19 protein-coding genes are annotated in these 21263 nt (G+C 71.6%); 10 read left to right on the forward strand and 9 right to left on the reverse strand.

The genetic code is table 11. The annotated features are described in order from the left end of the window. The first annotated feature begins 4 nt into the window (after positions 1-4). The 5 genes from ACWD6N_RS24375 to ACWD6N_RS24395 are packed head-to-tail and all read left to right on the forward strand — an operon-like array spanning position 5 to position 5673. Positions 5-961: an ABC transporter permease gene (locus ACWD6N_RS24375; protein WP_354962559.1), complete on the forward strand. Its 957-nt coding sequence runs from the start codon at positions 5-7 to the stop codon at positions 959-961. After that, on the forward strand, positions 958-1845 hold the full coding sequence (locus ACWD6N_RS24380) for an ABC transporter permease (RefSeq protein WP_354962558.1): 888 nt from the start codon (positions 958-960) through the stop codon (positions 1843-1845). The genes ACWD6N_RS24375 and ACWD6N_RS24380 overlap by 4 nt, the downstream gene beginning before the upstream one ends. Further along, positions 1842-2888: an ABC transporter ATP-binding protein gene (locus tag ACWD6N_RS24385; protein WP_354962557.1), complete on the forward strand. Its 1047-nt coding sequence runs from the start codon at positions 1842-1844 to the stop codon at positions 2886-2888. The genes ACWD6N_RS24380 and ACWD6N_RS24385 overlap by 4 nt, the downstream gene beginning before the upstream one ends. Beyond that, positions 2885-3886, forward strand: coding sequence for an ABC transporter ATP-binding protein (locus ACWD6N_RS24390; protein ID WP_354962556.1), 1002 nt, complete (start codon positions 2885-2887; stop codon positions 3884-3886). Before ACWD6N_RS24385 ends, ACWD6N_RS24390 begins: the two co-directional genes overlap by 4 nt. Next, positions 3883-5673, forward strand: coding sequence for a gamma-glutamyltransferase family protein (locus ACWD6N_RS24395; protein WP_354962555.1), 1791 nt, complete (start codon positions 3883-3885; stop codon positions 5671-5673). Before ACWD6N_RS24390 ends, ACWD6N_RS24395 begins: the two co-directional genes overlap by 4 nt. Here ACWD6N_RS24395 and ACWD6N_RS24400 read toward each other — a convergent pair. Next, a complete protein-coding gene (locus ACWD6N_RS24400) occupies positions 5670-6380 on the reverse strand; it encodes a GntR family transcriptional regulator (RefSeq protein ID WP_354962554.1) in 711 nt (236 codons plus the stop codon). The two genes, ACWD6N_RS24395 and ACWD6N_RS24400, sit on opposite strands and share 4 nt — an antisense overlap. A 46-nt stretch (positions 6381-6426) precedes the next feature. Between ACWD6N_RS24400 and ACWD6N_RS24405 the strand changes: the two genes are divergently transcribed. Then, a complete protein-coding gene (locus ACWD6N_RS24405) occupies positions 6427-7143 on the forward strand; it encodes a YoaK family protein (RefSeq protein ID WP_354962553.1) in 717 nt (238 codons plus the stop codon). Positions 7144-7320: 177 nt separating this feature from the next. Then, complete coding sequence (locus tag ACWD6N_RS24410; RefSeq protein ID WP_387322127.1) at positions 7321-11193, forward strand: S8 family serine peptidase; 3873 nt, start codon at positions 7321-7323, stop codon at positions 11191-11193. A gap of 49 nt (positions 11194-11242) precedes the next feature. On the opposite strand, the gene ACWD6N_RS24415 is transcribed toward ACWD6N_RS24410, so the two are convergent. The 5 genes from ACWD6N_RS24415 to ACWD6N_RS24435 form a co-directional block, all read right to left on the reverse strand. Then, positions 11243-12208 carry a helix-turn-helix domain-containing protein gene (locus ACWD6N_RS24415; protein ID WP_354962551.1) on the reverse strand — a complete coding sequence of 322 codons (966 nt, stop codon included), beginning with the start codon at positions 12206-12208 and terminating at the stop codon, positions 11243-11245. 123 nt (positions 12209-12331) lie between these two features. Continuing rightward, positions 12332-12958, reverse strand: coding sequence for a response regulator transcription factor (locus tag ACWD6N_RS24420; RefSeq protein WP_354962550.1), 627 nt, complete (start codon positions 12956-12958; stop codon positions 12332-12334). After that, positions 12955-14160 carry a sensor histidine kinase gene (locus ACWD6N_RS24425; RefSeq protein ID WP_450005184.1) on the reverse strand — a complete coding sequence of 402 codons (1206 nt, stop codon included), beginning with the start codon at positions 14158-14160 and terminating at the stop codon, positions 12955-12957. Before ACWD6N_RS24425 ends, ACWD6N_RS24420 begins: the two co-directional genes overlap by 4 nt. A 53-nt stretch (positions 14161-14213) precedes the next feature. Beyond that, positions 14214-14669, reverse strand: a complete 456-nt coding sequence (locus ACWD6N_RS24430; RefSeq protein WP_354962548.1) for an ABA4-like family protein — start codon at positions 14667-14669, stop codon at positions 14214-14216. Further along, positions 14666-15595 (reverse strand): hypothetical protein, encoded by a 930-nt coding sequence (locus ACWD6N_RS24435; protein ID WP_354962547.1) that lies wholly within the window; start codon positions 15593-15595, stop codon positions 14666-14668. The genes ACWD6N_RS24430 and ACWD6N_RS24435 overlap by 4 nt, the downstream gene beginning before the upstream one ends. A 168-nt stretch (positions 15596-15763) precedes the next feature. On the opposite strand from ACWD6N_RS24435, the gene ACWD6N_RS24440 reads away from it, so the two are divergent. Beyond that, a complete protein-coding gene (locus ACWD6N_RS24440) occupies positions 15764-16513 on the forward strand; it encodes a glyoxalase (protein WP_450005181.1) in 750 nt (249 codons plus the stop codon). Positions 16514-16547: 34 nt separating this feature from the next. Here ACWD6N_RS24440 and ACWD6N_RS24445 read toward each other — a convergent pair whose 3' ends face one another. Next, entirely contained in the window at positions 16548-17201 is a 654-nt protein-coding gene (locus ACWD6N_RS24445) for a hypothetical protein (protein WP_354962545.1), read from the reverse strand. Between the two features lie 92 nt (positions 17202-17293). On the opposite strand from ACWD6N_RS24445, the gene ACWD6N_RS24450 reads away from it, so the two are divergent. Further along, entirely contained in the window at positions 17294-18061 is a 768-nt protein-coding gene (locus ACWD6N_RS24450; protein ID WP_354962544.1) for a hypothetical protein, read from the forward strand. A gap of 49 nt (positions 18062-18110) precedes the next feature. On the opposite strand, the gene ACWD6N_RS24455 is transcribed toward ACWD6N_RS24450, so the two are convergent. After that, the gene (locus ACWD6N_RS24455; RefSeq protein ID WP_354962543.1) at positions 18111-18818 is read right to left on the reverse strand and encodes a permease-like cell division protein FtsX; all 708 of its coding nucleotides are present in this window, start codon (positions 18816-18818) and stop codon (positions 18111-18113) included. Positions 18819-18905: 87 nt separating this feature from the next. Here ACWD6N_RS24455 and ACWD6N_RS24460 point away from each other — a divergent pair, with 87 nt between their 5' ends. Continuing rightward, the gene (locus tag ACWD6N_RS24460) at positions 18906-19328 is read left to right on the forward strand and encodes an ASCH domain-containing protein (protein ID WP_354962542.1); all 423 of its coding nucleotides are present in this window, start codon (positions 18906-18908) and stop codon (positions 19326-19328) included. A 272-nt stretch (positions 19329-19600) separates the two neighbouring features. On the opposite strand, the gene ACWD6N_RS24465 is transcribed toward ACWD6N_RS24460, so the two are convergent. Beyond that, a complete protein-coding gene (locus ACWD6N_RS24465) occupies positions 19601-21163 on the reverse strand; it encodes a TROVE domain-containing protein (RefSeq protein WP_387322139.1) in 1563 nt (520 codons plus the stop codon). Positions 21164-21263: the final 100 nt, after the last annotated feature.

Raw genomic sequence — 21263 nt, forward strand, 5'->3', positions numbered from 1 at the left:
CTCCGTGGCCCGGTATCTCCTCACCCGCGCCTGGCAGTCGGCGCTGACCCTGCTGTTGTCGACGATCGTGGTGTTCTTCGGCGTACGGGCGCTCCCCGGTGATCCGGCCCTCGCGTTGGCCGGGGAGGACCGTTCGCCGGAGGCGCTGGAGGCCATCCGTCGGCACTACGGGCTCGATCAGCCGCTGCCACTGCAGTTCGCGCAGTACGTGGAACGCATGGTGCAGGGCGACTTCGGGGTGTCGATCCGGACCGGTACGCCGGTCTCGTCGATGCTCACGACCGCCCTGCCGGTGACCGTTGAACTCTCCGTCCTGGCGATTCTTCTCGCCACGGCGCTCGGCGTCGGCGCCGGGGTGCTCGCGGCGGTACGCCGCGGGCGCCCGGCGGAGTGGGTGGCCAACGGCATGGCCCTGATCGGCCTGTCGGTGCCGCACTTCTGGCTCGGGCTGCTCGCGATCCTGTACCTCTCCGTGGCGACGGGGCTGTTCCCCGCCTCCGGCTTCGTGCCGATCCTGGAGGACCCGCTGGACAACCTGCACCACATCGTCCTGCCGGCGGTGATCCTCGGGACCGGCCTCGCCGCCATCATCATGCGGCAGACCCGGTCGGCGATGCTGGACTCGCTCTCCTCCGACTACGTACGGACAGCGAAGGCGAAGGGCCTGCGGCCGCGAGCCGTCATCACCCAGCACGCCCTGCGGAACAGCCTCATCGTGGTGGTGACCGTGGTGGGCCTCCAACTCGGGGGCCTGATCTCGGGCGCGGTGGTCACCGAACAGATCTTCGGGCTGCCGGGCTTCGGCAAGATGACCATCGACGCGGTGTTCCAGCGGGACTACCCGGTGATCCAGGCCGTCGTCCTGCTGACCGCGACGGCGTACATCGTGATCAACTTCTTCGTTGACCTGCTGTACTCGGTCATCGACCCACGAATCAGGGTGACGGGAGATCCGGCATGACCGTCCTCACCGTTCCCATGGCGGAGACCGGTTCCGTCAGCATCAGCCGACGTACGCGCGTTCTGCGGCGGTTGCGACGCAACCCGCTCGCCGTCGTGAGTTTCGTCGTGCTCGCGCTGGCAGCCGTCATCGCGCTGCTCTCGCCCTGGATCGCGCCGTACTCCGTCGACCAGACCGACTTCGCCCGCACGTTCGCACCCCCCGGCAGCCCCGGCCACCTGCTCGGCACCGACGACCTCGGGCGGGACGTGCTGTCCCGGATCATGCTCGGGGCGCGGGCGTCGCTCCAGGTGGGGCTCCTGGCGGTGGCCACCTCCCTGGTCATCGGTGTTCCGCTCGGGCTAGCGGCCGGCTACTTCCGGGCCTGGGACGCCGTCATCTCGCGCTTCACCGACCTGCTGCTCGCGTTCCCGTTCCTGATCATGGCGGTCGGGTTGGCGGCCATCCGGGGCGCCAGCCTCGGCAACGCCGCCGTGGCCATCGGCATCGCCCAGATCCCCGGCGTGATCCGGGTGGTGCGCTCGGACACGTTGCGGCTCAAGTCGCTGGACTTCGTCGCCGCCGCCGTCGTGGACGGCGCGAGCGACCTGTGGGTGCTGGCCCGGCACATCCTGCCGAACGCGACATCGGTGATCCTGGTGCAGGCGACGGTCGCGATCCCGGCCGCGATCCTCGGCGAGGCGGTGCTCTCGTTCCTCGGCCTCGGCATCCAACCCCCGGCCCCCAGCCTGGGCACGATGCTGGCCACCGCCCAGCAGTTCGCCGCCCGAGCCCCGTGGGCGGCGGTCCTTCCCGGAGTCGTCATCATGGGGCTGGCGCTCGCGTTCAACGTCTTCGGCGACGCCCTCCGGGACGCCCTCGACCCGAAGGGAGACCGGGGATGACCACAGCCGAACGGGCGGGACCCGCCGCCGCGGTCGCCACACCCGTCCTGGCGGTACGCGACCTCTCGGTCTCGTTCCCCACCGAGACCGGGACCGTCTCGGCGGTCGACGGGGTCAGCCTGGATCTCGCACCCGGAGAGATCGTCGGGATGGTGGGCGAGTCGGGATGCGGAAAGAGCGTCACCGCGATGAGCATCGCGGGACTGCTCCCCGGCAGCGCCCGGATCTCCGGGTCGGTGCGGCTGAACGGCACCGAGCTCGTCGGCACCCGGGAGTCGGCGCTCCGCCGCGTACGCGGCAAGGAGATCGCCTACATCTTCCAGGAGCCCATGACGTCGCTCAATCCCGTGCTCACCGTCGGGCGGCAGATCGGCGAGGTGCTCCAGATCCACGAACGGATGTCCCGACGAGCCGCCCGGGCTCGCGCGGTCGAGCTGTTGACGCTCGTCGGGATCCCGTCCGCCGCGAAACGCGTCGACAACTATCCGCATCAGCTCTCGGGAGGCATGCGCCAGCGCGTGATGATCGCGATGGCGGTGGCCTGCGGCCCCAAGGTGCTGGTGGCCGACGAACCGACCACCGCGCTGGACGTCACGGTCCAGGCCGGCATCCTGCAGGTGCTCCGGGACCTGCGCGACCGGCTCGGCACGAGCATCCTGGTCATCACGCACGACCTCGGCGTGATCGCCGACATCGCGGACCGCGTCGTCGTCATGTACGCCGGGCGGGTGGTGGAGCGGGCACCGGTCACCGACCTGTTCGCGCACCCGTACCACCGGTACACCGCCGGGCTCCTGTCGGCGTCACCGACGCCGGGGAGGCACGCGGGCACCGACCGGTTGCAGGAGATCCCCGGTCTGGTGCCCGTCCTGTCGGTCCAGCCGGACGCGTGTACCTTCGCGGACCGGTGCCCCGCCGCCGACGAGCGGTGCCGCGAATCCGCGCCGCCCCTGGAGGTGGCGGGGGCCGGCGGCACGGACCACCTCGCGGCCTGCTGGCACCCCTGCCCGACGCCCCGCGAGCGCGAGGAGGCGAACCGATGACGGCCCAGCCGGACGCCCTGGTCATCGAGGACCTGGTGATGCACTTCGGCCCGGTACGCGCCGTGGACGGCGTGTCCCTCACGATTCCGAGGGGCCGGGTCACGGCCCTGGTGGGGGAGAGCGGCTCCGGAAAATCGACGGTGGGTCGCTGCGTGGTGCGGCTCGTGGAACCGACCGCGGGTGTGGTCCGGATCGCCGGTACGGACGTCACGCACCTGTCCCGGGGACAGCTACGCCCGCACCGCAGTGAGGTGTCGATCGTCTTCCAGGACCCCGCCGCCTCACTGGACCCGCGCATGCTGGTGGGCGAGGTCGTGGCGGAGCCGTTGCGACTGTCCGGGAAGCGGATCCCGCGGCGTGACCGGGAGGCCCGGGTCGCCACGGAGCTCGAGCGGGTGGGTCTGCGTGCCGAGGTCGCGCGCCGCTATCCGCATGAGCTCTCCGGCGGGCAGCGCCAGCGGGTCAGCATCGCGCGGGCCCTGATCTCCGAGCCCCGGTTGCTCATCGCGGACGAACCGACGAGCGCGCTCGACGTGTCCGTGCAGGCGTCGGTGCTCAACCTCCTCGCCGACCTGCAACGCGACATCGGGTTCGCCTGCCTCTTCATCACCCACGACCTGTCCGCCGTCGAGTACCTGGCGGACGACATCGCCGTCATGTACCTGGGCCAGCTTGTCGAGAAGGGTTCGCGCGAGCGGATCTTCGCTCGGCCCGCCCACCCCTACACGCAGGCGCTGCTGTCGGCCGCGCCGGTGGCCGACCCGGTCCGTCAACGGCAGCGCCAGCCGGTGCTGCTCGGCGACGACCTTCCGTCCGCCCTGGATCCGCCGTCCGGCTGCCGGTTCCGCACCCGGTGCCCGCTCGCGTTCGACCGGTGCGCGACGGAGGTGCCGGCGCAGGTGGGGATCGGCGACGGCATGGCCGCGTGCCACCTGGTCCAACCGGACGGCAGTGGGCCCGACGTCCGGGCCGCAGATACGAGTGAGGTGTTGTCATGACGTTCACCACCAGACCGACGCTGCAGGGAACCTTCGGCATGGTGTCCTCGACGCACTGGCTCGCCAGCCAGGCGGCCATGGGGATCCTCGAACGCGGCGGGAACGCCTTCGACGCCGCGGTCACCGCCGGGTTCGTCCTGCACGTCGTCGAACCACACCTCAACGGGCCGGGTGGCGAGGTGCCGGCCATCGTGGCGACCGCCCAGGACCCGACCCCGAAGGTGCTGTGCGGGCAGGGTCCGGCGCCGGCCGGGGCCACCATCGCGCACTTCCGGAACCTCGGGATGGACCTCATCCCCGGATCCGGCCCGCTCGCGGCGGCCGTGCCCGGCGCCGTGGACGCCTGGCTCCTCCTGCTGCGCGACCACGGCACGCTCTCCCTCGACGAGGTGCTGGAGCCGGCGATCGGCTACGCCGGGGCGGGCCACCCACTGCTGGGTCGGGTCGGGGACACCGTGGCCACCGTCCGGTCACTGTTCGAGGAGCACTGGCCCACCTCCGCCCAGCTCTGGCTGCGCGATGGCCGACCTCCGGCGGCGGGGGAGCTGTTCGCCAACCCGGCCTACGCGCGCACCCTGCAGAAACTGGTTCAGGCCGGGCAGGCCGCCGGCGCGGACCGGGAGGCGCAGATCGAGGCCGCACGGCGGGCCTGGAGTACGGGTTTCGTCGCCGAGGCGATCGACCGGTTCAGCAGGGAGCCGTTCCAGGACTCCAGCGGGAGCCCGCACGCCGGGCTCGTCACCGGCGCCGACCTGGCCGCCTTCTCGGCGACCTGGGAGGAACCGGCCACCCTGGACTGGCACGGCTACTCGGTGGCGAAGACCGGGTTCTGGGGTCAGGGCCCGGTGCTGCTGGAGACGCTGTCCGTCCTCGACGCGCTCGACGACCCCGGCGCGTACGACCCGTCGACCGCGGCCGGCATCCACGCCCAGGTCGAAGCGCTCAAGCTCGCCTTCGCCGACCGCGAGGCCTGGTACGGCGACGACGCCGACGTGCCCGCCAAGGCGCTGCTCTCCCGGGAGTACGCGCGTGAGCGGGCAGCCCTGATCGGCGCCCGAGCGTCGGCGGAGCTGCGACCGGGGCGGCCGGACGGGGCGGAACCGCACCTCCCGGCGCACGTCCGACCCGGTGTCGTCCGCCGGGCCGACTCGACGGACCCGACGACGGGGGAGCCGACGGTGCAGGCGGACGGGGTGACCCGCGGCGACACCTGCCACGTGGACGTGGTCGACCGCTGGGGCAACATGATCTCCGCTACCCCGAGTGGTGGCTGGTTGCAGAGTTCGCCCACCATTCCGGACCTCGGCTTCCCGCTGGGCAGCCGGTTGCAGATGTTCTGGCTTGAGGAGGGTCTCGCCTCCTCGCTCGCTCCGGGCCGGCGCCCGCGTACCACGTTGAGCCCGACGATGGTGCACCGCGACGGGGAGCCGGTGCTGGCCTGTGGCACACCCGGCGGCGATCAGCAGGACCAGTGGCAGTTGCCGTTCCTGCTGCGTCACCTCGCCGGCGGTCAGTCCCTTCAGGAGGCCATCGACGCGCCCGCGTGGCACACCGTCAGCCTGCCGGGGTCGTTCTACCCGCGCGCGATGGAGCCCGGTGTCCTGGTGGTGGAGGACCGCGTCGACGAGGACGTGCTGGCGGCGCTGCGGGCGTACGGGCACGAGGTGCGGCTCTCCGACGCGTGGAGCCTCGGTCGGCTCTGCGCGGTGACCCGCGACCCGGCCACCGGCGTGCTCGCTGCCGGCGCGAACCCGCGGGGCATGCAGGGCTACGCGTGCGGGCGTTAGCGGGTGCCGGTGCCGTAGCCGCCCTCGGCGTTCTCGTAGGCGGCCGCGGACGCCGCGTCGAGATGGGCGAGGGCGGCCCGCTCGGCGCGGTCGCCGTCGCCTGACTCGATGGCGTCGACCAACTGGATGTGCTCGGCCCACGAGTGTGGTGCGCGTTCCGCGGCCCCCAGCCGAAAGACCCACTGGACATGGAGGTACAGCGCCTTGGCGATCGACGACAGCCAGGGGTTGCCGCTGATCTGGAGGATCCGCAGGTGCAGGGCGCTGTTCAACTCGGCGACCCGGCGCAGGTCCTGGCGCTCCGTCGCCTCCCGGCCCTGCTCCAGCAGCAGCCGCAGGGCGGCCACGTCCGCCTTGGTCGCCCGCTCGGCCGCCAGCCGGGCGGCCAGTGCCTCCAGGCGCTCGCGGACGACGAACATGTCCGAGATGGTGCCGCTGCTCGGGGAGGCGACGACCGCGCCGCGGCGGGGGAGGATCACGACGAAGCCCTCCGCCTCCGCGACGCGCAGCGCCTCGCGGACCGGGTTGCGGGAGACGCCGAAGTCCTCGGCCAGCCGGTCCTCGGTCAGCCGCTCCCCGGGCAGGTAGTCGCCGTCGATGATGGCGGTCCGCAGGGCGGTGAGGACCTGGTCGCGTAGCGGCAGGTGTTGAGTGCCGAGCTTGTCCCGCAGATCTTCAGCCACCTGGATCGCCTCTCCGTGAATCATCCGGGGCAAAGTGTATACGAAGAACAATCTTTGGAGGTAGCCGACAGTGTCGAGCACAGCGCCCCACGTCACCCGCCCCTCCAGCACCCCGTACGGACGGCAGCGCCTCCTGCGGCGACGGCAGGCCCTCGTCGTCGTCCTCACCTTCCTCACCGGGAGTGCCGACGCCATCGGCTTCCTCTCCCTGGGCGGAGCCTTCTCCAGCGTCATGACCGGCAACATGGTCCTGCTCGGACTCTCGGCCGGTAGAGGTGACGCCGAGCTCGCCCTGACCTCGGGGTGCGCCATCGTCGCCTTCATCGTCGGTGTCCTCGCGGGCGCCCGCCTCGTCGGCTCGGCCCAGCCGGACGACCCCGTCTGGCCACGGCGGGTCACCTGGGCGCTCGTCCTGGAACTCCTGGTGTTCGTCGTGTTCCTCATCGTCTGGGAGGTCAACCTCCCGCACCACGACGACCACGTGGACCTCGCGCTCCTGTTGCTGTCGGCAGCGGCGCTGGGCGTGCAGAGCAGTGCGATTCAGCGCTTCGGCGTGCCGGGCCTGTCCTCCACGTACCTGACCGGGACCCTGACGAGCCTGATCGCCGGCGTGGCGGCGCGCAGCCCGTGGGACAGCCTGCGGCCCAAGGCCCAGGTCCTGCTGGCCCTGATCACCGGCGCGGCGGTCGGAGCCCTGGTCGCCCTGCACCTGCCGGTGGTCGCGCCGGCGCTGCTGATCGTGCCGCTCGTGCTCGTCATCGTCGTGTCCACGCGGCTGCGGGACTGAACGTCCACCCCTTCGCAGTGGCGCGCCGGTGTCGGTGGGGCCAACGCCCGATGGCGGAGACCCGCCATGTCCGTGCTTCGCCAGCGATCATGCCGCTACACCGGGCGCTCCGCGGCTGAGAATCGGCGACGGCGGTGTCGGCCTTCCCGGGCGACCGCCCGAGGGAGGAACGTCTTCATGCTCAGATCCAGACACCGGGCACCCCGGGCCATGAGCGCCATCGGCGCCGCTCTGGCCGTCGTGCTGACCCTGCCCACCGGCGTCGCCGTGGCCGCACCCACGCCCGCGCCCACCGGTGGCGCGGTCGACCCGCTGCGCAAGGTGGACCCGCGCGTGCTCGGGCCGGCCCGCACCGGCGCCAGCACCAGCTTCTTCGTCGAGCTGACCGACGAGGCCAAACTGGACCAGGGCGACCTGGACCGTGTCGAGCGGTCCGTCGGCGGCCGCGCCGGACGTGTCGCTCGCACCAAGCGGGTCTACGAGACCAAGGTGGCGCACGCCGAGAAGACCCAACGCGGGCTCCGCTCACTGCTGCGGGACCGGCACGCCGACTTCACCCCGTACTGGATCGCGAACGTCATCGAGGTCAGCGGTGACCTGAACCTGCTGACCGAGGTGGCCCGCCGGGCGGACGTCGAGCGGATCACCGCGATCGGCGGGACCCGACTGGAGGAGCCGGTCCGCACCGCCGGAGCGTCCGCCGACACCACCCAACTGCCGTGGAACCTGGGCGCGGTCGGCGCCGACAAGGTCTGGCGCGAGTACGGCACGCGCGGCGAGGGCGTCGTCGTCGGCAGCATCGACTCCGGCGTGCAGTACGACCACCCGGCGCTGGTCCGGCAGTACCGCGGCAACAACGACGACGGCACCTTCACCTCCGACTACAACTGGTTCGATCCGACCGGGATCTGCCTGCCCTCGACGCCCTGCGACAACTACGGGCACGGCACCCACACCGTCGGGTCGATGCTCGGCGACGACGGCGAGGGCCGGATCACGGGGGTGGCCCCGGGCGCCACCTGGATCGCGGCCAAGGGCTGCGAGGCCAACTACTGCAGCAACAGCTCGCTGCTCGCCGCCGGCCAGTGGATGCTCGCGCCCACCGACCACAACGGCGAGAACCCCCGCCCCGACCTCGCGCCGGACATCATCAACAACTCCTGGGGCGGCCACGACGGTGACCCCAGCTTCTACGACACGATCATCGACTCCTGGGTCGCCGCCGGCATCTTCCCGGTGTTCGCGGTCGGCAACGAGGCCGAAGAGATGCCCGAGCCGTGCGGCACGGCCGGCCATCCGGCGATCAACCCCTTGGCGTACGCGGTCGGCGCGACCGACGCCGGCGGCACGATCGCCCCGTTCTCCAGCCGTGGGCCGGGCCCGGACGGCATGGTCCGGCCCGACATCACCGCCCCCGGCGTCGGCATCCTCTCCACGATCCCGGGCAACGACTGGGGCCTGAGCGACGGCAGCTCGATGGCCGCCCCGCACGTCGCGGGAGCGGTCGCGTTGGCCTGGTCGGCGGTGCCCAACCTGCGCCGTGACCTGGTGACCACCCGCGAGCTGCTGGACCGCACCGCACACGACGTCAACGACCTGCAGTGCGGCGGAACCCCCGCCGACAACAACGTCTACGGCGAGGGCCGGCTCGACGCGTACGACCTGGTGACCCAGGCCTCGACCGAGCAGCTCGGCGGTGTCGTGGTGCACGCGAGGGTGGGCGGGGTCGCCCTGTCCGGGGCGCGGATCACCCTCACCTCCGCGCTGGTCACCCGCGGCGCCCGCACCGACGCACACGGCACCGTCCAGCTGGGTCGTGTCCCGGCCGGCGAGTACACGCTGACCGCGTCGTTCTTCGCGCGCAAGACCGTGCGGCAGACGATCACCGTGCCGGCCAGCGGCACGACCAACACGACGCTGGACCTGTCCGAGCCCGCCGCCTGGCAGCCCATCCAGGGCCGGGTCACCGACCCGGCCGGTGAGCCGGTCGTGGGTGCCCGGCTGGCGCTCGTCGGGGAGACGTTCCCGGCGTTCGTCACCGACGCCAAGGGCCGCTACAGCGGGCTGCTGCCCGAGGCCGACTACGACGTGCTGGTCGAGTACGGCCGGTGGCTGGCACCGAAGACGGTGGCGTTGACCGTGGACGGGCCGGAGACGGTGGACGTGGCGCTCGCCGCGAAGGCCGACCGGCACGGTTACCGGGCCGGGACCGCCGCCGCCGGTTGGACCGATGGCGGCAGCGTGCTCGCCCTCACCGGCGACACCGCGAGCCGGGGCCTCGACCTGCCGTTCCCGATGACGTTCTACGGCAGCACCTACCGCCGGATCACCGTGCACACCGACGGCTACCTGACCTTCGGCGCGGACGCGACCACCTCGGTCGGCGACAACGGGCCGCTGCCCGCGCCGGCGGTCTCCGCCCCGGCCGTCTACGCGTTCTGGGACGACCTGGTCCTGGACCACGCCTCGACCGTGCGCACCCGGGTCTCCGGGGCCGGTATGAACCGGCAGTTCGTGGTCAGCTGGACCCGGGCCGCGCTCAAGAGCGCGCCGAAGACCCGGGTCGACGTGCAGGTGCGTCTCGGTGAGAACGGCAACGTCACCATCGAGTACCGCAAGCTCGGCGCCACCGGGGCGGCGACCGGCGGTTCGGCGACCGTCGGCATCGAGGACGCCACCGGCCGGGACGCGCTGACGTACTCCCGTGACGAGCAGGTGCTCGACGCCGCACGCGCGGTCACCTTCCGGCTTCCCGGCCGCGGTCTGCTGCGGGGCACGGTGAGCGACGCCAACGACCGCCAGCCGCTGGCCGGCGCGACGGTACGGGTCGAGTCACCGGACGCGCCGCAGCCGATCACCGCGACCACCGACCCGGACGGCTTCTACCAGTTGGAGGCGCCGGTCGGACCGGTCACCGTGACCGCCCTGCAACCGGGCTACGACCTGCCGAGCACGTCGGTCGCCGTGGCGGAGGCCAAGGTGGTCAAGCGCGACCTGGCACTGCGTACGCCGCTGCTGCTGACCAACCGGAACGCGGTCGCGCTGACCGCGCGGGCCGGGGTGACCCGGACCGCGACGGTGACCCTGAACAACCAGGGTGACCTGCCGGCCACCTGGTTGGCCCGGGAAATCAACTCGCCCACCCCGCCGTCCGGCATCCCCGGTCGAGTGCTCAGCTCGTTCCCGGTGAAGGAGCTCTACAACGCGTTCGGCGTCGGGTACCGCAACGGCGAGTTGATCGTCTCCAACTCGTACCTGTTCGGGCAGCTGCAGCGCTTCACCACCGACGGCCGCTCGCTGGGCAAGGGCGTGCTGCCGATCGGCGGCTGGCCGTCGGACATGGCGTACGTGCCGAACCGGGACCTGATGTGCGCGCCGAAGATGTCGTTCGTCGGGGACCTGCCGATCGTGTGCTTCGACCCGGACACCTTGGAGGTGAAGGAGACCATCACCGGGCCGTGGGCCGGCAAGCTCTACTACGGGCTGGCCCACCGCGCGTCGGACGACACCTTCTACCTCAGCGGCGACGGGGTCATCCGGCACCTCGCCGGCCTGTCCCACCCGCAGCCCGGGTCGGTGCTGGGCGAGTGCACCCCGCCCATCCCATGGATGACCGGGCTGGCCCTCAACGAGGAACACAACGTGTTGTGGGGCATCAACCAGGATTCCAAGGAGTCGATCTGGGCACTCGACCCGGCCACCTGCCAGCCGCTCGCCTCGCTGCCCGACCCGGACCCGAACCCGCTCAGCGGCGCCGGGCTCGACCTGGACGAGCGGGGTGACCTGTGGGTGCTCGGTAACGCGACCGGCCGGCCGTACGGCAGCAAGGTCTACCACGTCGACGGTTCGCTTCCGGCGTACAGCGACGTGCCGTGGCTGTCCGCGGCCGGGTCCGGTCAGGTGGAGCCGGGGGCGAAGGTCGGCCTGACCGTCACCGTCGACACCACCGGCCTGGCTCCGGGTACGCACGTCGCCACGCTGCTGGTGACCAACAACGGTGCGAAGGGGGCGGCGACCCCGATCACCGTGTCGGTCACGGTCACGAAGTGAGGACCGGGGCCTGCCGACACCTCCAGGGTCGGCAGGCCCCGCCTCGGGCTCAGAGCCAGCCGTTGCGGGCGACGAACCACCCGAGCTGCATCCGGGTGGCGCTGCCGGTCGCGTCCATCAACTGTCGCAGCCGCCGCTGCACGGTACGCAGGGAGATGCCCAGCTGGGAGGCGACCGCCTTGTCGGGCAGGCCGGTCATCAGCAACGACAGGATCTGCCGGTCGGTCGGGGTGGGTGCGCCCTGCCGGTCGACGTCGTCGATCAGGGCCGTGGCGGGGGCGAGCCGCAGCGGCGTGGCCCGGTCCCACACCTCGGTGAACAGCGCCACGAGCACCTCGACCCAGGTGACACCGCGGACCACCAGCGCCCAGGGTTCGACGCTCTGGTCCTGGGTCGGGAAGGAGAGCAGCGCCACCCGACGGTCGGCGACGGCGAGCTTCGCCGGCACGTTCGTGGCGACCCGTGCCTGCTCCCCGGCCGCGACGAACCGGCCGATGTGGGCCGCGGCGCCCGGCCGTTCCAGCCCGTGTCGGTCGTAGACGACGCGGAAGCGGACGCCCCGGTCGAGCAGTTCCACCTCGGTCGGGTTGTCGTGCAGCACAGCTGCGTACGGCGGGCGGTCGAAGCCGAGCACCTCGTCCTGGGCGCCGCGCAGGAACTGGTCGAACGCCTGCATGATCGCGGGCACGCCGACCACCAGTTGGACGCCCTGGTCCATCGGGTCCGCGGCGCGTTGCTCCCGCAGCCACTCCGACAGGCCGACGCGCGCCTCCTGAAGTTCGCGCATCCGCTGATTGAGCAGCGACTCGATGGCCAAATCGGGGGGAGCGGCGCCGGCGCGGCCGGCGACCAGGCGTACCAGGCCGGCCCGGGCGAGCGCGTCGAGCGCCTGCTCCGCCTCGGCCACGGTGACCGCGACGCGTTGGGCCAGCTCGGTCGCGGTACCCGCCCGGCCGCGAACCAGCTCCAGGTAGACCGTCTCCTCCAGCTCGGTCAGACCGAATGCGCTCAGCAACTGTCCACCAGACCCGACTAGGGCGGCCCACCGTGCGCGCGGGTCCGCTGTAGTCGATCTTGGAGCGCTCCCAGCGGTACGTCAAGGGGCACGACCACGCCGATGTCGCGTCTCTTCCCGCCCTCAGGCGCCGCGGGCGAACAGGGCCAGGCGTACCCGGTTGGGGCTGTCGGTCTTCGTCATCAGGTTGGTGATGTGCGTCTTGACCGTGGTCACGCCGATGTGCAGCCGGTCGGCGATCTCGGTGTTGGACAGACCCTCGGCGACCAGGTTCAGCACGTCCTGCTCGCGGGCGGTCAGGCCCTGCACCGGCCGGGGCGTCTCGGCGCGGGCGTGCACCGCGCGCTGGACGAGGCGTTGCAGCACCTCGGGGCTGAACGGGCTGTCACCCACGGCGGCCCGGCGGATGCCGTCCACCAGCTCGGCGGGTGGTGCGTCCTTGAGCAGGAATCCGCAGGCGCCGGCGGTCAGGGCGGGATAGAGGTGGTCGTCGTCGCCGAAGGTGGTCAGCACCAGGACGCGGGTGGCGGGGCGCTCGGCGAGGATGCGGCTGGTCGCCGTGATTCCGTCGACGCCGGGCATGCGCAGGTCCATGACGACGACGTCGGGGATCAGCCGCGCGGCCAGCGGGATCGCGTCGCGGCCGTTGTCGGCCTCGCCGACCACCTCGATGTCGGGTTGGGCGTCGCAGAGCATGCGCAGACCCGCCCGGATGAGGTGCTGGTCGTCGACCAGCAGGACGCGGATCACGCCGGCTCCGGCGCGGGTGACCCGGCGGGTGCCTCGCGGTCACGGGGCACCGACACGGCCGGCGTCCCGGCGGCGGGTGCGGAGGCCACGGCCGGGAGGACGGTGCGCACCCGCCATCCGGCGCCGGTCCGGCCCGCCTCCAGCCGACCGCCGAGGACCTCGACGCGCTCGCGCATGCCGGTGATGCCGTGCCCGCCTCCGGACGGCACCGCCACCGGCACCGCGCCGCGCCCGTTGTCCGAGACCTCCCAGTGCACCGCCCCGTCGCGGACGGCGACCACGAGGTGCGCCAACGCGGACGTCCCGACGTGCCTGGCCACGTTGGTCAGCGCCTCCTGGGTCAGGCGCAGCACGGCCAGGCCGCGTACCGCGTCGAGTGAGCCGACCGCCGGGTCGATGTCGGCCTCCACGGTGATTCCCGCCTGGCGAGCCCGGTCGACCGTAGCACCGAGTGCCGCCGGGAGCGCGGACGGCTCGATCGCGGTCAGCGCCGCGTCACCGCGTACCCCGTCGGGGTCGCGCAGGACCGTGACCAGCCGGCGCATCTCGGCCAGCGCGGCGGTCCCCGTGCCGTGCACGTCGTCGAACACCTCGCCCACCAGGGGATCCAGGTCCGTGAGCACGTGCCGGGCCACACCGACCCGCAGGACCATCGACGCCACGTGATGCGCGACGACGTCGTGCAGCTCGCGGGCGATGGCGCTGCGTTCGTCGGCGCGCGCGGCGCGACTCTCCGACTCGTGCCGGCGCTGCTCCGCCGTCGCCCGCTCCACGGCCTGCCGACCGAGCTCCCGGTTGGTCCGGATGACCAGGCCGAGCAGCACCGGCACGCCGACCTCCAGAGTCAGCCCGAAGACACCGGAGGCGAACCGGCCGATCGGATCACCGATCGAGTCGGTCAGATCGACTACGGCCAGCAGCACGGCGGCGAGCCAGATGCGGCGCGCTCGACGCGCCCGCATCGTCACCTCGAGCAACGCCCAGCTGGCGCCCACCTGGTTGATCGTGGTGTCGTCGATCAGGGGGATCGCGACCGCCAGCAGCCCGGCCTGCACCACCAGGTTGACCAGCGGCCGACGGTGGAACACCAGCCCGAGGGCGAACGCGACCACCGCGAGGACCCACTGCGTGGCCGTCGGCGGCCGGGCGGCGTGCGTGCCGACGACCAGGTAGCCCACACCGCTGAGGTTGAGCAGCACCATCCGCACGAGCGTGTCGCGCGTGCCAAACAGTCGTCCCGCCCACCTCACGGTGGTCAGCCTAGGCGCTGCGGCTCGGGGGCACGAACGTCCGCCGTCCGCCCCCACCGGGTACGAACCGCGAGATAGGCGGCCAGGCCGAGCGGTCCGAGCAGAATGGTCAGCACCAGCACCGGAGCCATGACCAGCGCCGGTACCCCCCGTTCCCGGCTGTCCAGCCACGCCCACCGCCCGACGAACAGATCAAACGCGATCATGTGCGCCCACCCCGCCGCCGCGCCGTCGGAGGTGCCGAGCAGGTCGCGCACGCCGTCCAGGGTCGGTGACGCCACGGCCGGCAGCACGTCACCGAACGCCGGGATCACCAGCAGCGCGTAGATCACCACGACCGGCAGCACGATCAGCGGCGAGGAGATGATCCGGACGGTCCACGACCAGCGGGGCAGCAGGATCATCAGCGCCCAGAACGGCGCGGCCACCGCGAACGTCAGGGTGAACAGGGTCCCGGTCATGCGGCCAGCGCCAGTTCCGGGCTGCGCCGGCGAGCCAGCACCAGGCCGGTGGCGGTCGCGGTCGCGACCACCAGGGCCGCGACGGCGGCCAGCGTGAGCGCGTCCGGGCGCAGCAGCGGCTGCCCGCGCAGGGCCTGCCAGGTCAACAACACCGTGAGTACGCCGTACGCCGCGCCCGCCACGACCACCAGCCGTGCCCGGGTGCGCTCGTCCAACCGTGTCCCGAGGAACCGGCTCAGCAGGATCGCCAGGATCGGCAGTGCCTGCAGCGCGTGCAGCCCCACGAAGTGCCCTATCCGCAGATCCCCGCCGGTGGTGCTCCACCCGACCAGCGGCAGCCCCTGCCCGCCGTCGAGTACGCCGACCGCGTGCGCCCCGGAGACCCCGTCGATCCCCGGATCCTGCATCGGCAGCACCATCGGCACCGCCGCGAGCATGCCCAGCAGCGACAGGCCGAGCCCCCACCCGACGGCGCGGGCGGCGGCCCGATCGGTGATCCGCCGGATCAGCACCACGAGCCCGATGACGAAGTGTGCGGCGAACAGGACCATGATCGCCGCACCCATCGCCGTGAAGAGGGCGGCGTTCAGTGGGCTGGTTCCGTTGAAGTGGCTGGTCGTGCCGCGGAGCACCTGCCCGACGATCACCACCATCTCGATCACCGCCATCGAGACGATGACCGTGCCCGCCCACTCCGCGACCCGGCTGCGGCGCGGCAGCAGGGAGAGCATCCAGGCGAGGGTCGTGCCGTACACCACGAAGGACACGGCGAACTTGAACGGCTTGAGCCAGATCGGCGACCCGGTGAGGACGCGCGAGTCGACGAGGATGCCGACCGCGGAGATGACGGTGAGCACCGCCATCGCGTAGACGAAAACCATCAGGGGGCGGTGCCAGTGTGCCGCCCGGCGCAGCGCGGTAGTCATGCCTGTAGATACTTCCGACCGCGTCCGCCCATCGCGTCCGACCGCGAGCCCCGGTTGCGGCCGCCGGTCGGAGCGGCGCCTCCTCCCTGGGTAGGAGACGAAACCTGGTCGGGGTCCTTCGCCGACGCTGGCAGAATGGCCGGCCTGTCGACCGGACCGGGAGTGGCGATGACGACGAACGAGGACCGTGTCCAGCCGAACGAGACCACGGTGCCGCTGCTGCACTGCGTGTCACCCGAGGAGACCCGGGCGTTCTGGCGTGCCCTGGGGTTCGAGGTGACCTACGAGCAGACGAAGCCGTACGTCTACCTGGCCTTGCGGTGGAGCGGGTTCGAGCTGCACTACGGCCGCGCGCCACTTGGGTTGGACCCGTCGGCGGAGAACACCGGCGGCTGCCTGGTGATGGTCGACGCGGTCGCTCCGTACCACGCGTCGTTCACCGAGGCGATGCGCCGCACCTACGGCAAGGTGCTCGCCAAGGGACTGCCCCGGATGACCCGCTACCGGCCCGGCGCGTCGCGGTTCAGCATCGTCGACCCGTCGGGCAACACCATCGTCTTCATCCAGCGGGACGAGCCCGTGGAGTTGGAGTACGGCGGGTCGAAGACGTTGCAGGGGTTGTCCCGGGTGCTCGACAACGCGCGGATCCTGCGCGAGTTCAAGTCCGACGACCGGGCGGCGTACCGGGCGCTCAACTCGGGGCTGCGCCGGCACGGCGACAGCGCGTCGGCCGTCGAACAGGGGTTGGCGCTCGCTGGGCTGATCGAACTGTCGGTGGCGCTGGGGGAGCCGGAGCGCGTGCCGGACTGGGGGACCCGGCTCCGGGCGCTGTCGCTGACCACCGAGGAGCGTGCGCTGGTGGACAAGGCCGTCGCCGACCCCGCGGTGCTCGGACCGTGGATGCCCGACGCGAGCTGACCTTGTCGGCGGGTCAGCGAACCACTCGGCCTATTCAGCCGACGGGCTGGCACTCGCGGGTCGTCGGGTCATCCGGTGCGCAGAGCGCGATGCTGTAGCGCAGCGAGAACTCGTAGGGGTGGCCCCCGGACGTGTAGCGCAGGACCAGTTGGTCGGCGATGGCCGTCTGGTGACCGACCTTTCGCACCCGCAGCGACAGCCCGGCCATGGCCTCGGGGTCGTTCCTGACCTGCGGGTCGTCAGCGACGCAAGCTGCGGCTCTGTCGAGGACAACCGGACCGCCAGACAGAGGAGTGGCACTGCGGTCGACGGAACTGCGCAACGGTGAGAGCGCGAAGGCTTCAACCCGGATTTCGCCCTTGGACGGCTCGGCCTCGACCTCGTTGATGGTCACTCGACCCGGCCGGTCGAGGCAGATCCCTGCGCTGCCTGTGGTGCTGAGAACGTGAACGGTGTCCGGGCCGACGTTGTGAAGCCTCTGCCCCGCCCCCTTGTAGGAGGCCTTGACGGTGATGCGCGCGTCGTTCGCGTCCTGCCGTGCGTCGCTGGCGTCTGGCCCGGCTGCGGCGGTCGCGTCGTGCGCCGGCACGGCACCAGCGTCTCGCTGACCTGTTCCGCAGGAGCTGAGCAGCACCGCGACGAGCGCGGCCACGGCGACGCGCCCAGCCCCACGCGAGTAGGCGGTCACCGCAACAGCGTGGCACGACGGGCATGTCGGGCGCTGCCCCTGAAGATGGCTTCACCACGGGGAATGCCCGAGCAGAGACGACGAGGTGAAAAATGAGCCACTACACACCGCTGGCGACCGCCCGAGCACGAAGGATGCTCGCGCTGACCCTGCCGATACTCGGCGCCGTCGCGCTCACCACCGCCTGCACCGTTCGCGAGGACCAGCCCGACCCGGCTTCGTCGACCGCACCGCCGACGACCGCGTCGGCACCGACGAACCAGGTCGACCAACCATCTCCGAGCGCGAGCACCCGGGTGACGATCCCGACGTCGGCCTTCGTCGAACTGCCACCCGAACTGCGCAAGTCCCCCCGACGGGCGACGCCCGTCGCGGACGCCCTGCCGACGATGTGCGGCAACGAGTTCGGCACCGGAGGCCGACAGGTCACCGCGAGTGCCTCGATGACCGTCACCTACATGACGCCCGACGAACCAGCCAGTAACGTGCCGCAAGGCATGATCCATCAAACGATCTTCACCTTCGACGGCGACGGCTCCGCGGACTACATGCGACGGCTCCGCAGTGCCGTGCAGGCGTGTCCCTCCTACAAGGAGGCCGGAAACGCCGTCGACGTCGAGGGGCGAGCTCTGCCCGGCGTCGGGGACGAGGCGTTGCTGCTGACCAGAACGTGGGCCGAGACGAGCATGAACGGAGAACGCACCGGCGGCACCGCGTCCAGCCAGATCGCCGTGGCACGCGTCGACGGCACCGTGACCGTGCTCAACGATCAGGGCTGGGAAGGCACCAGTGGCAACCCCGCCATCATGAACCGGGTCGTGCGCGACAGCGTCCAGACCATCGACACCTGGCAGCGGTAGCCCTCGACAGGATCGGCAGGGCCGGCCCGATTCGGCGGGAAGAACGCACCTACACCATCGTCACCGGGACCAGCCGCACAACATCGACCCCGTCGAGCTTCAGAAGCTCGGACAGCCCCGGTCCCTTCGGTTCCAGGGGCGCCCGGAAGCGTAACGACGCGCGCGTCATCTGTGGGTCGAGCTGCGCGGCCAACTCATCCTTGCCCCGGCATTGCTTGCGCAGGCGCTCGTACGCGGCGTCGCGGTCCTCGAACGCAACCGACTCCGCGTGCGGCAGCGCACGGACGGCTTTCTCCACGGCGGCTCGTTGCTCGCCGGTCACCCCCGACTCCAGCCGGACGATGACCCCGATGTGCGACGGAAGAGGGTCGTCGGTCTCTGCGATCCTGAGCGCCACGTCCTCGACGCCGTCAACCTCAGCCATCACCAGCTCGACCGCCTCGGCGAGCGAGGCATCGGTGACGATGGCGCGAAACGACTCCGGCAAAATCTCCGGCCTCAGATCCGCCAGCAGGTCAGGGCTGTCCTTCAGCGACTCCTTCAAGCTCTCGTACGCCTGCTCGCGGGTTTCGAGGGCGACGTCCTCGACACTGGGCATCGACCGTAGACGCTGCTCCACAGCATCCTTCTTCGCTGCCGTCACGTCGTTGTCCAGGAAGACGGCCAACGTGCTGCGTCCGATCTCCTCCGGCTCCGAGGTGCAGGCGGTCAGAGCCAGCAGAAGCACAAATGCCAGTATCGGCGCGACTCGACGCATGGGGCTAGATCGTAGGTGATCGCCGCCGTGCGCGTGTGCATGAAGCGAGAGTCACTCGCGGCTCGTTGTTCCGCGTACCCTCCCCGCATGGGCGTCGTCGATGATCTGCCGCGTGCCGAGTTCGCGTTCCCCGGGCCGCTGAGGGACAAGCTGGTGGCCGCGATCCTGTCCGGCGCGAAGACCTCGACGTCGGCCCTGTTGGTCGGATACGAGCGCGCGAATGAGCCGCTGCCCGAGGCTGGCCAGCGATCTGCGGTGGTGGACTCCGACGACCGACGGGTCGCGGTGATCGAGCTGACCGAGGTGCGGGTGCTCCGGCTCGCCGACGTCGACCTGCAACACGCCTTGGACGAGGGCGAGGGCGACGAGTCGGTGGCGCAGTGGCGAGCGGGGCACGAGACGTTCTGGCACAGCGCGGAGGTGCGCGAGGAGTTGGGCGACCCGGGCTTCACGGTCGACGACGACACCCTGGTGGTGACCCAGCGCTTCCGGCTGGTGCACACCATCTGAGCAGCCCTGCTCGCGGCCTGCCGGCTCCGGTGACAGCATGCTCGGCCCTGCCGGGGCAGCGGTGGTGGTCAACGATGCCTACCCTCACAGCCGTGGGAGCGATCAAGCCGTGGCACCTGTCCATCCTGACCCTCTGCTGCCTCCTGCCGACGGCGGCGGCGATCGTCGCTGGAATCTGGGCGGTGCGTCGAGGCCGATCCCGCCGCTGAACGGTCGACGGGGCGAGCGGCGGCCGACCCCGCCGCGGGGCAGTTCCAGCCCCGCAGCGGGGATCAGAAGGGCCACCGGTTGCGGGAGCCGGCCTCGATGAGCGGGATCATCGCGAACGCGGCGTCGGACAGACCGCCGAACGTGTGTCGGTTGCCAACGGTCGGCGTGTGCCCGACCCGGTAACCAGCCAGGTTCCAGGTGTACACCGGCACCGCTGCGGGCACCGCCGCGGTGACGTCCGCCGCACCGTGCCAGTGGGCCTGCTCGTCGGTGAGGATGACCACCCGGTCGTGCCCGTCGTAGTGCCCGCGTACCGCCTTCTCGGTGTCCGTTCCCATGCCGTAGAAGTAGCCGCCGTCCTTGAACCGGCGCACCGCCGCCAGTACCGACTCGCCCGCCACCACCGGGAACACCCGGCTGGCATTGGAGAACGACACCACCGTCGCCGCCCGCCCCCGGGCGGCCAGCGCGAGGCCGAACACCGTGGCGGCGTCCCAGCAGCGCAGCGCGCCGTCCTTGCTGAACGAACTCTGCATCGAACCGGACGTGTCGATGAGGATCAGGGTCCGCCCGTCCAGAGCCGGCACGTTCACCAGGGCGTGCTGCAACGCCTTCTCCAGCGGGTACGCCCACCGCAGGCTCGGTGCCGCGTTGTACGCCGACAGGAAACGCATCGGCAACACCTGCGAGCTGGCGACCTCGCCCGGGTCGGAGAGCTTGGCCGCCACCGTCTCCGCGACGGCGTCGCCGACTCCGGCCTGGTCGAAGTTGCGCAGGTTGCGCAGCAACGCCAGGTAGCCCATGGTCGGGATGACGGACTCCCACGCCGCGGCGTCCATCGCGCCCTGTCGCCAGCCGGCCAGGGCCTCCCACGTCATACCGGCCGCGCCCAGCACCGCTGGATCGGTGACCTCCCGGCGCTGCTCGACCGGCAACGCCATGAGCGCGTCCCGCGCCGCCAGCATCCGCAGCGACGCCGGCAGCGGGTTGTTACGCCGGTGACGTCGATCCAGCGCGTGCCGGAACAGGTCACCCTGCCGCTCGTCCTTCGCGGTGGGGTGGGTCAGGTCGATGACGTCACCGAAGCGCACCTGGCTCCCGACGGAGTCGTACTTGAGCAGACTCCGCTCGGTGTACAGCCGGACCGCCGCGTCGGCGATGCCCCGCTTCACCGGCTTCGGCAGAGCCCGGCCATGGCGAGCCAGCCAGTACGCTAGAGCCTCTCCCGGCTCGTCCGCACGCTGCAACGCGGCGTCCACGACCGCCCGCGAACCCGGAATCTCTGCGGCAACTTGGGCGCGAGCGCCCTCCAGAGCCGCCACCACGGACGCCGAGCGCATCATCGCGCCGGACCGGAGCCACGGCACGAAACGGGAGAACCAGTCGGGATCGGCGACGGCCACGGCGGCGACCAGGTCCCGGAAGCGAGCGTCCCGGTCCGTGGCGCCCTCGTAGAACGTGTCCTCGCCGACCATGTTCGACACACCGAGCAGGAACAGCTCGGTGCGCGGCTCACGGGTGAAGCCCCGCGCGCCCTCGGCGGTCGTCGGCTGGTGTCGGCTCTTGCGCAGCTTGATGTTGAACTTGGCCATGACGTCCCCCACGTCGGTCGGCCGGGAAGGCACGACCGCACTGCACACCCGAGATCAGAATCGGCCACGGACTAGTCCGCCGTTCTGTCCGTTGAACCATCCACCCGAAGGCGGCGAGGGACTCGAACCCCCA

Source organism: Micromonospora sp. NPDC005163, assembly GCF_053599835.1.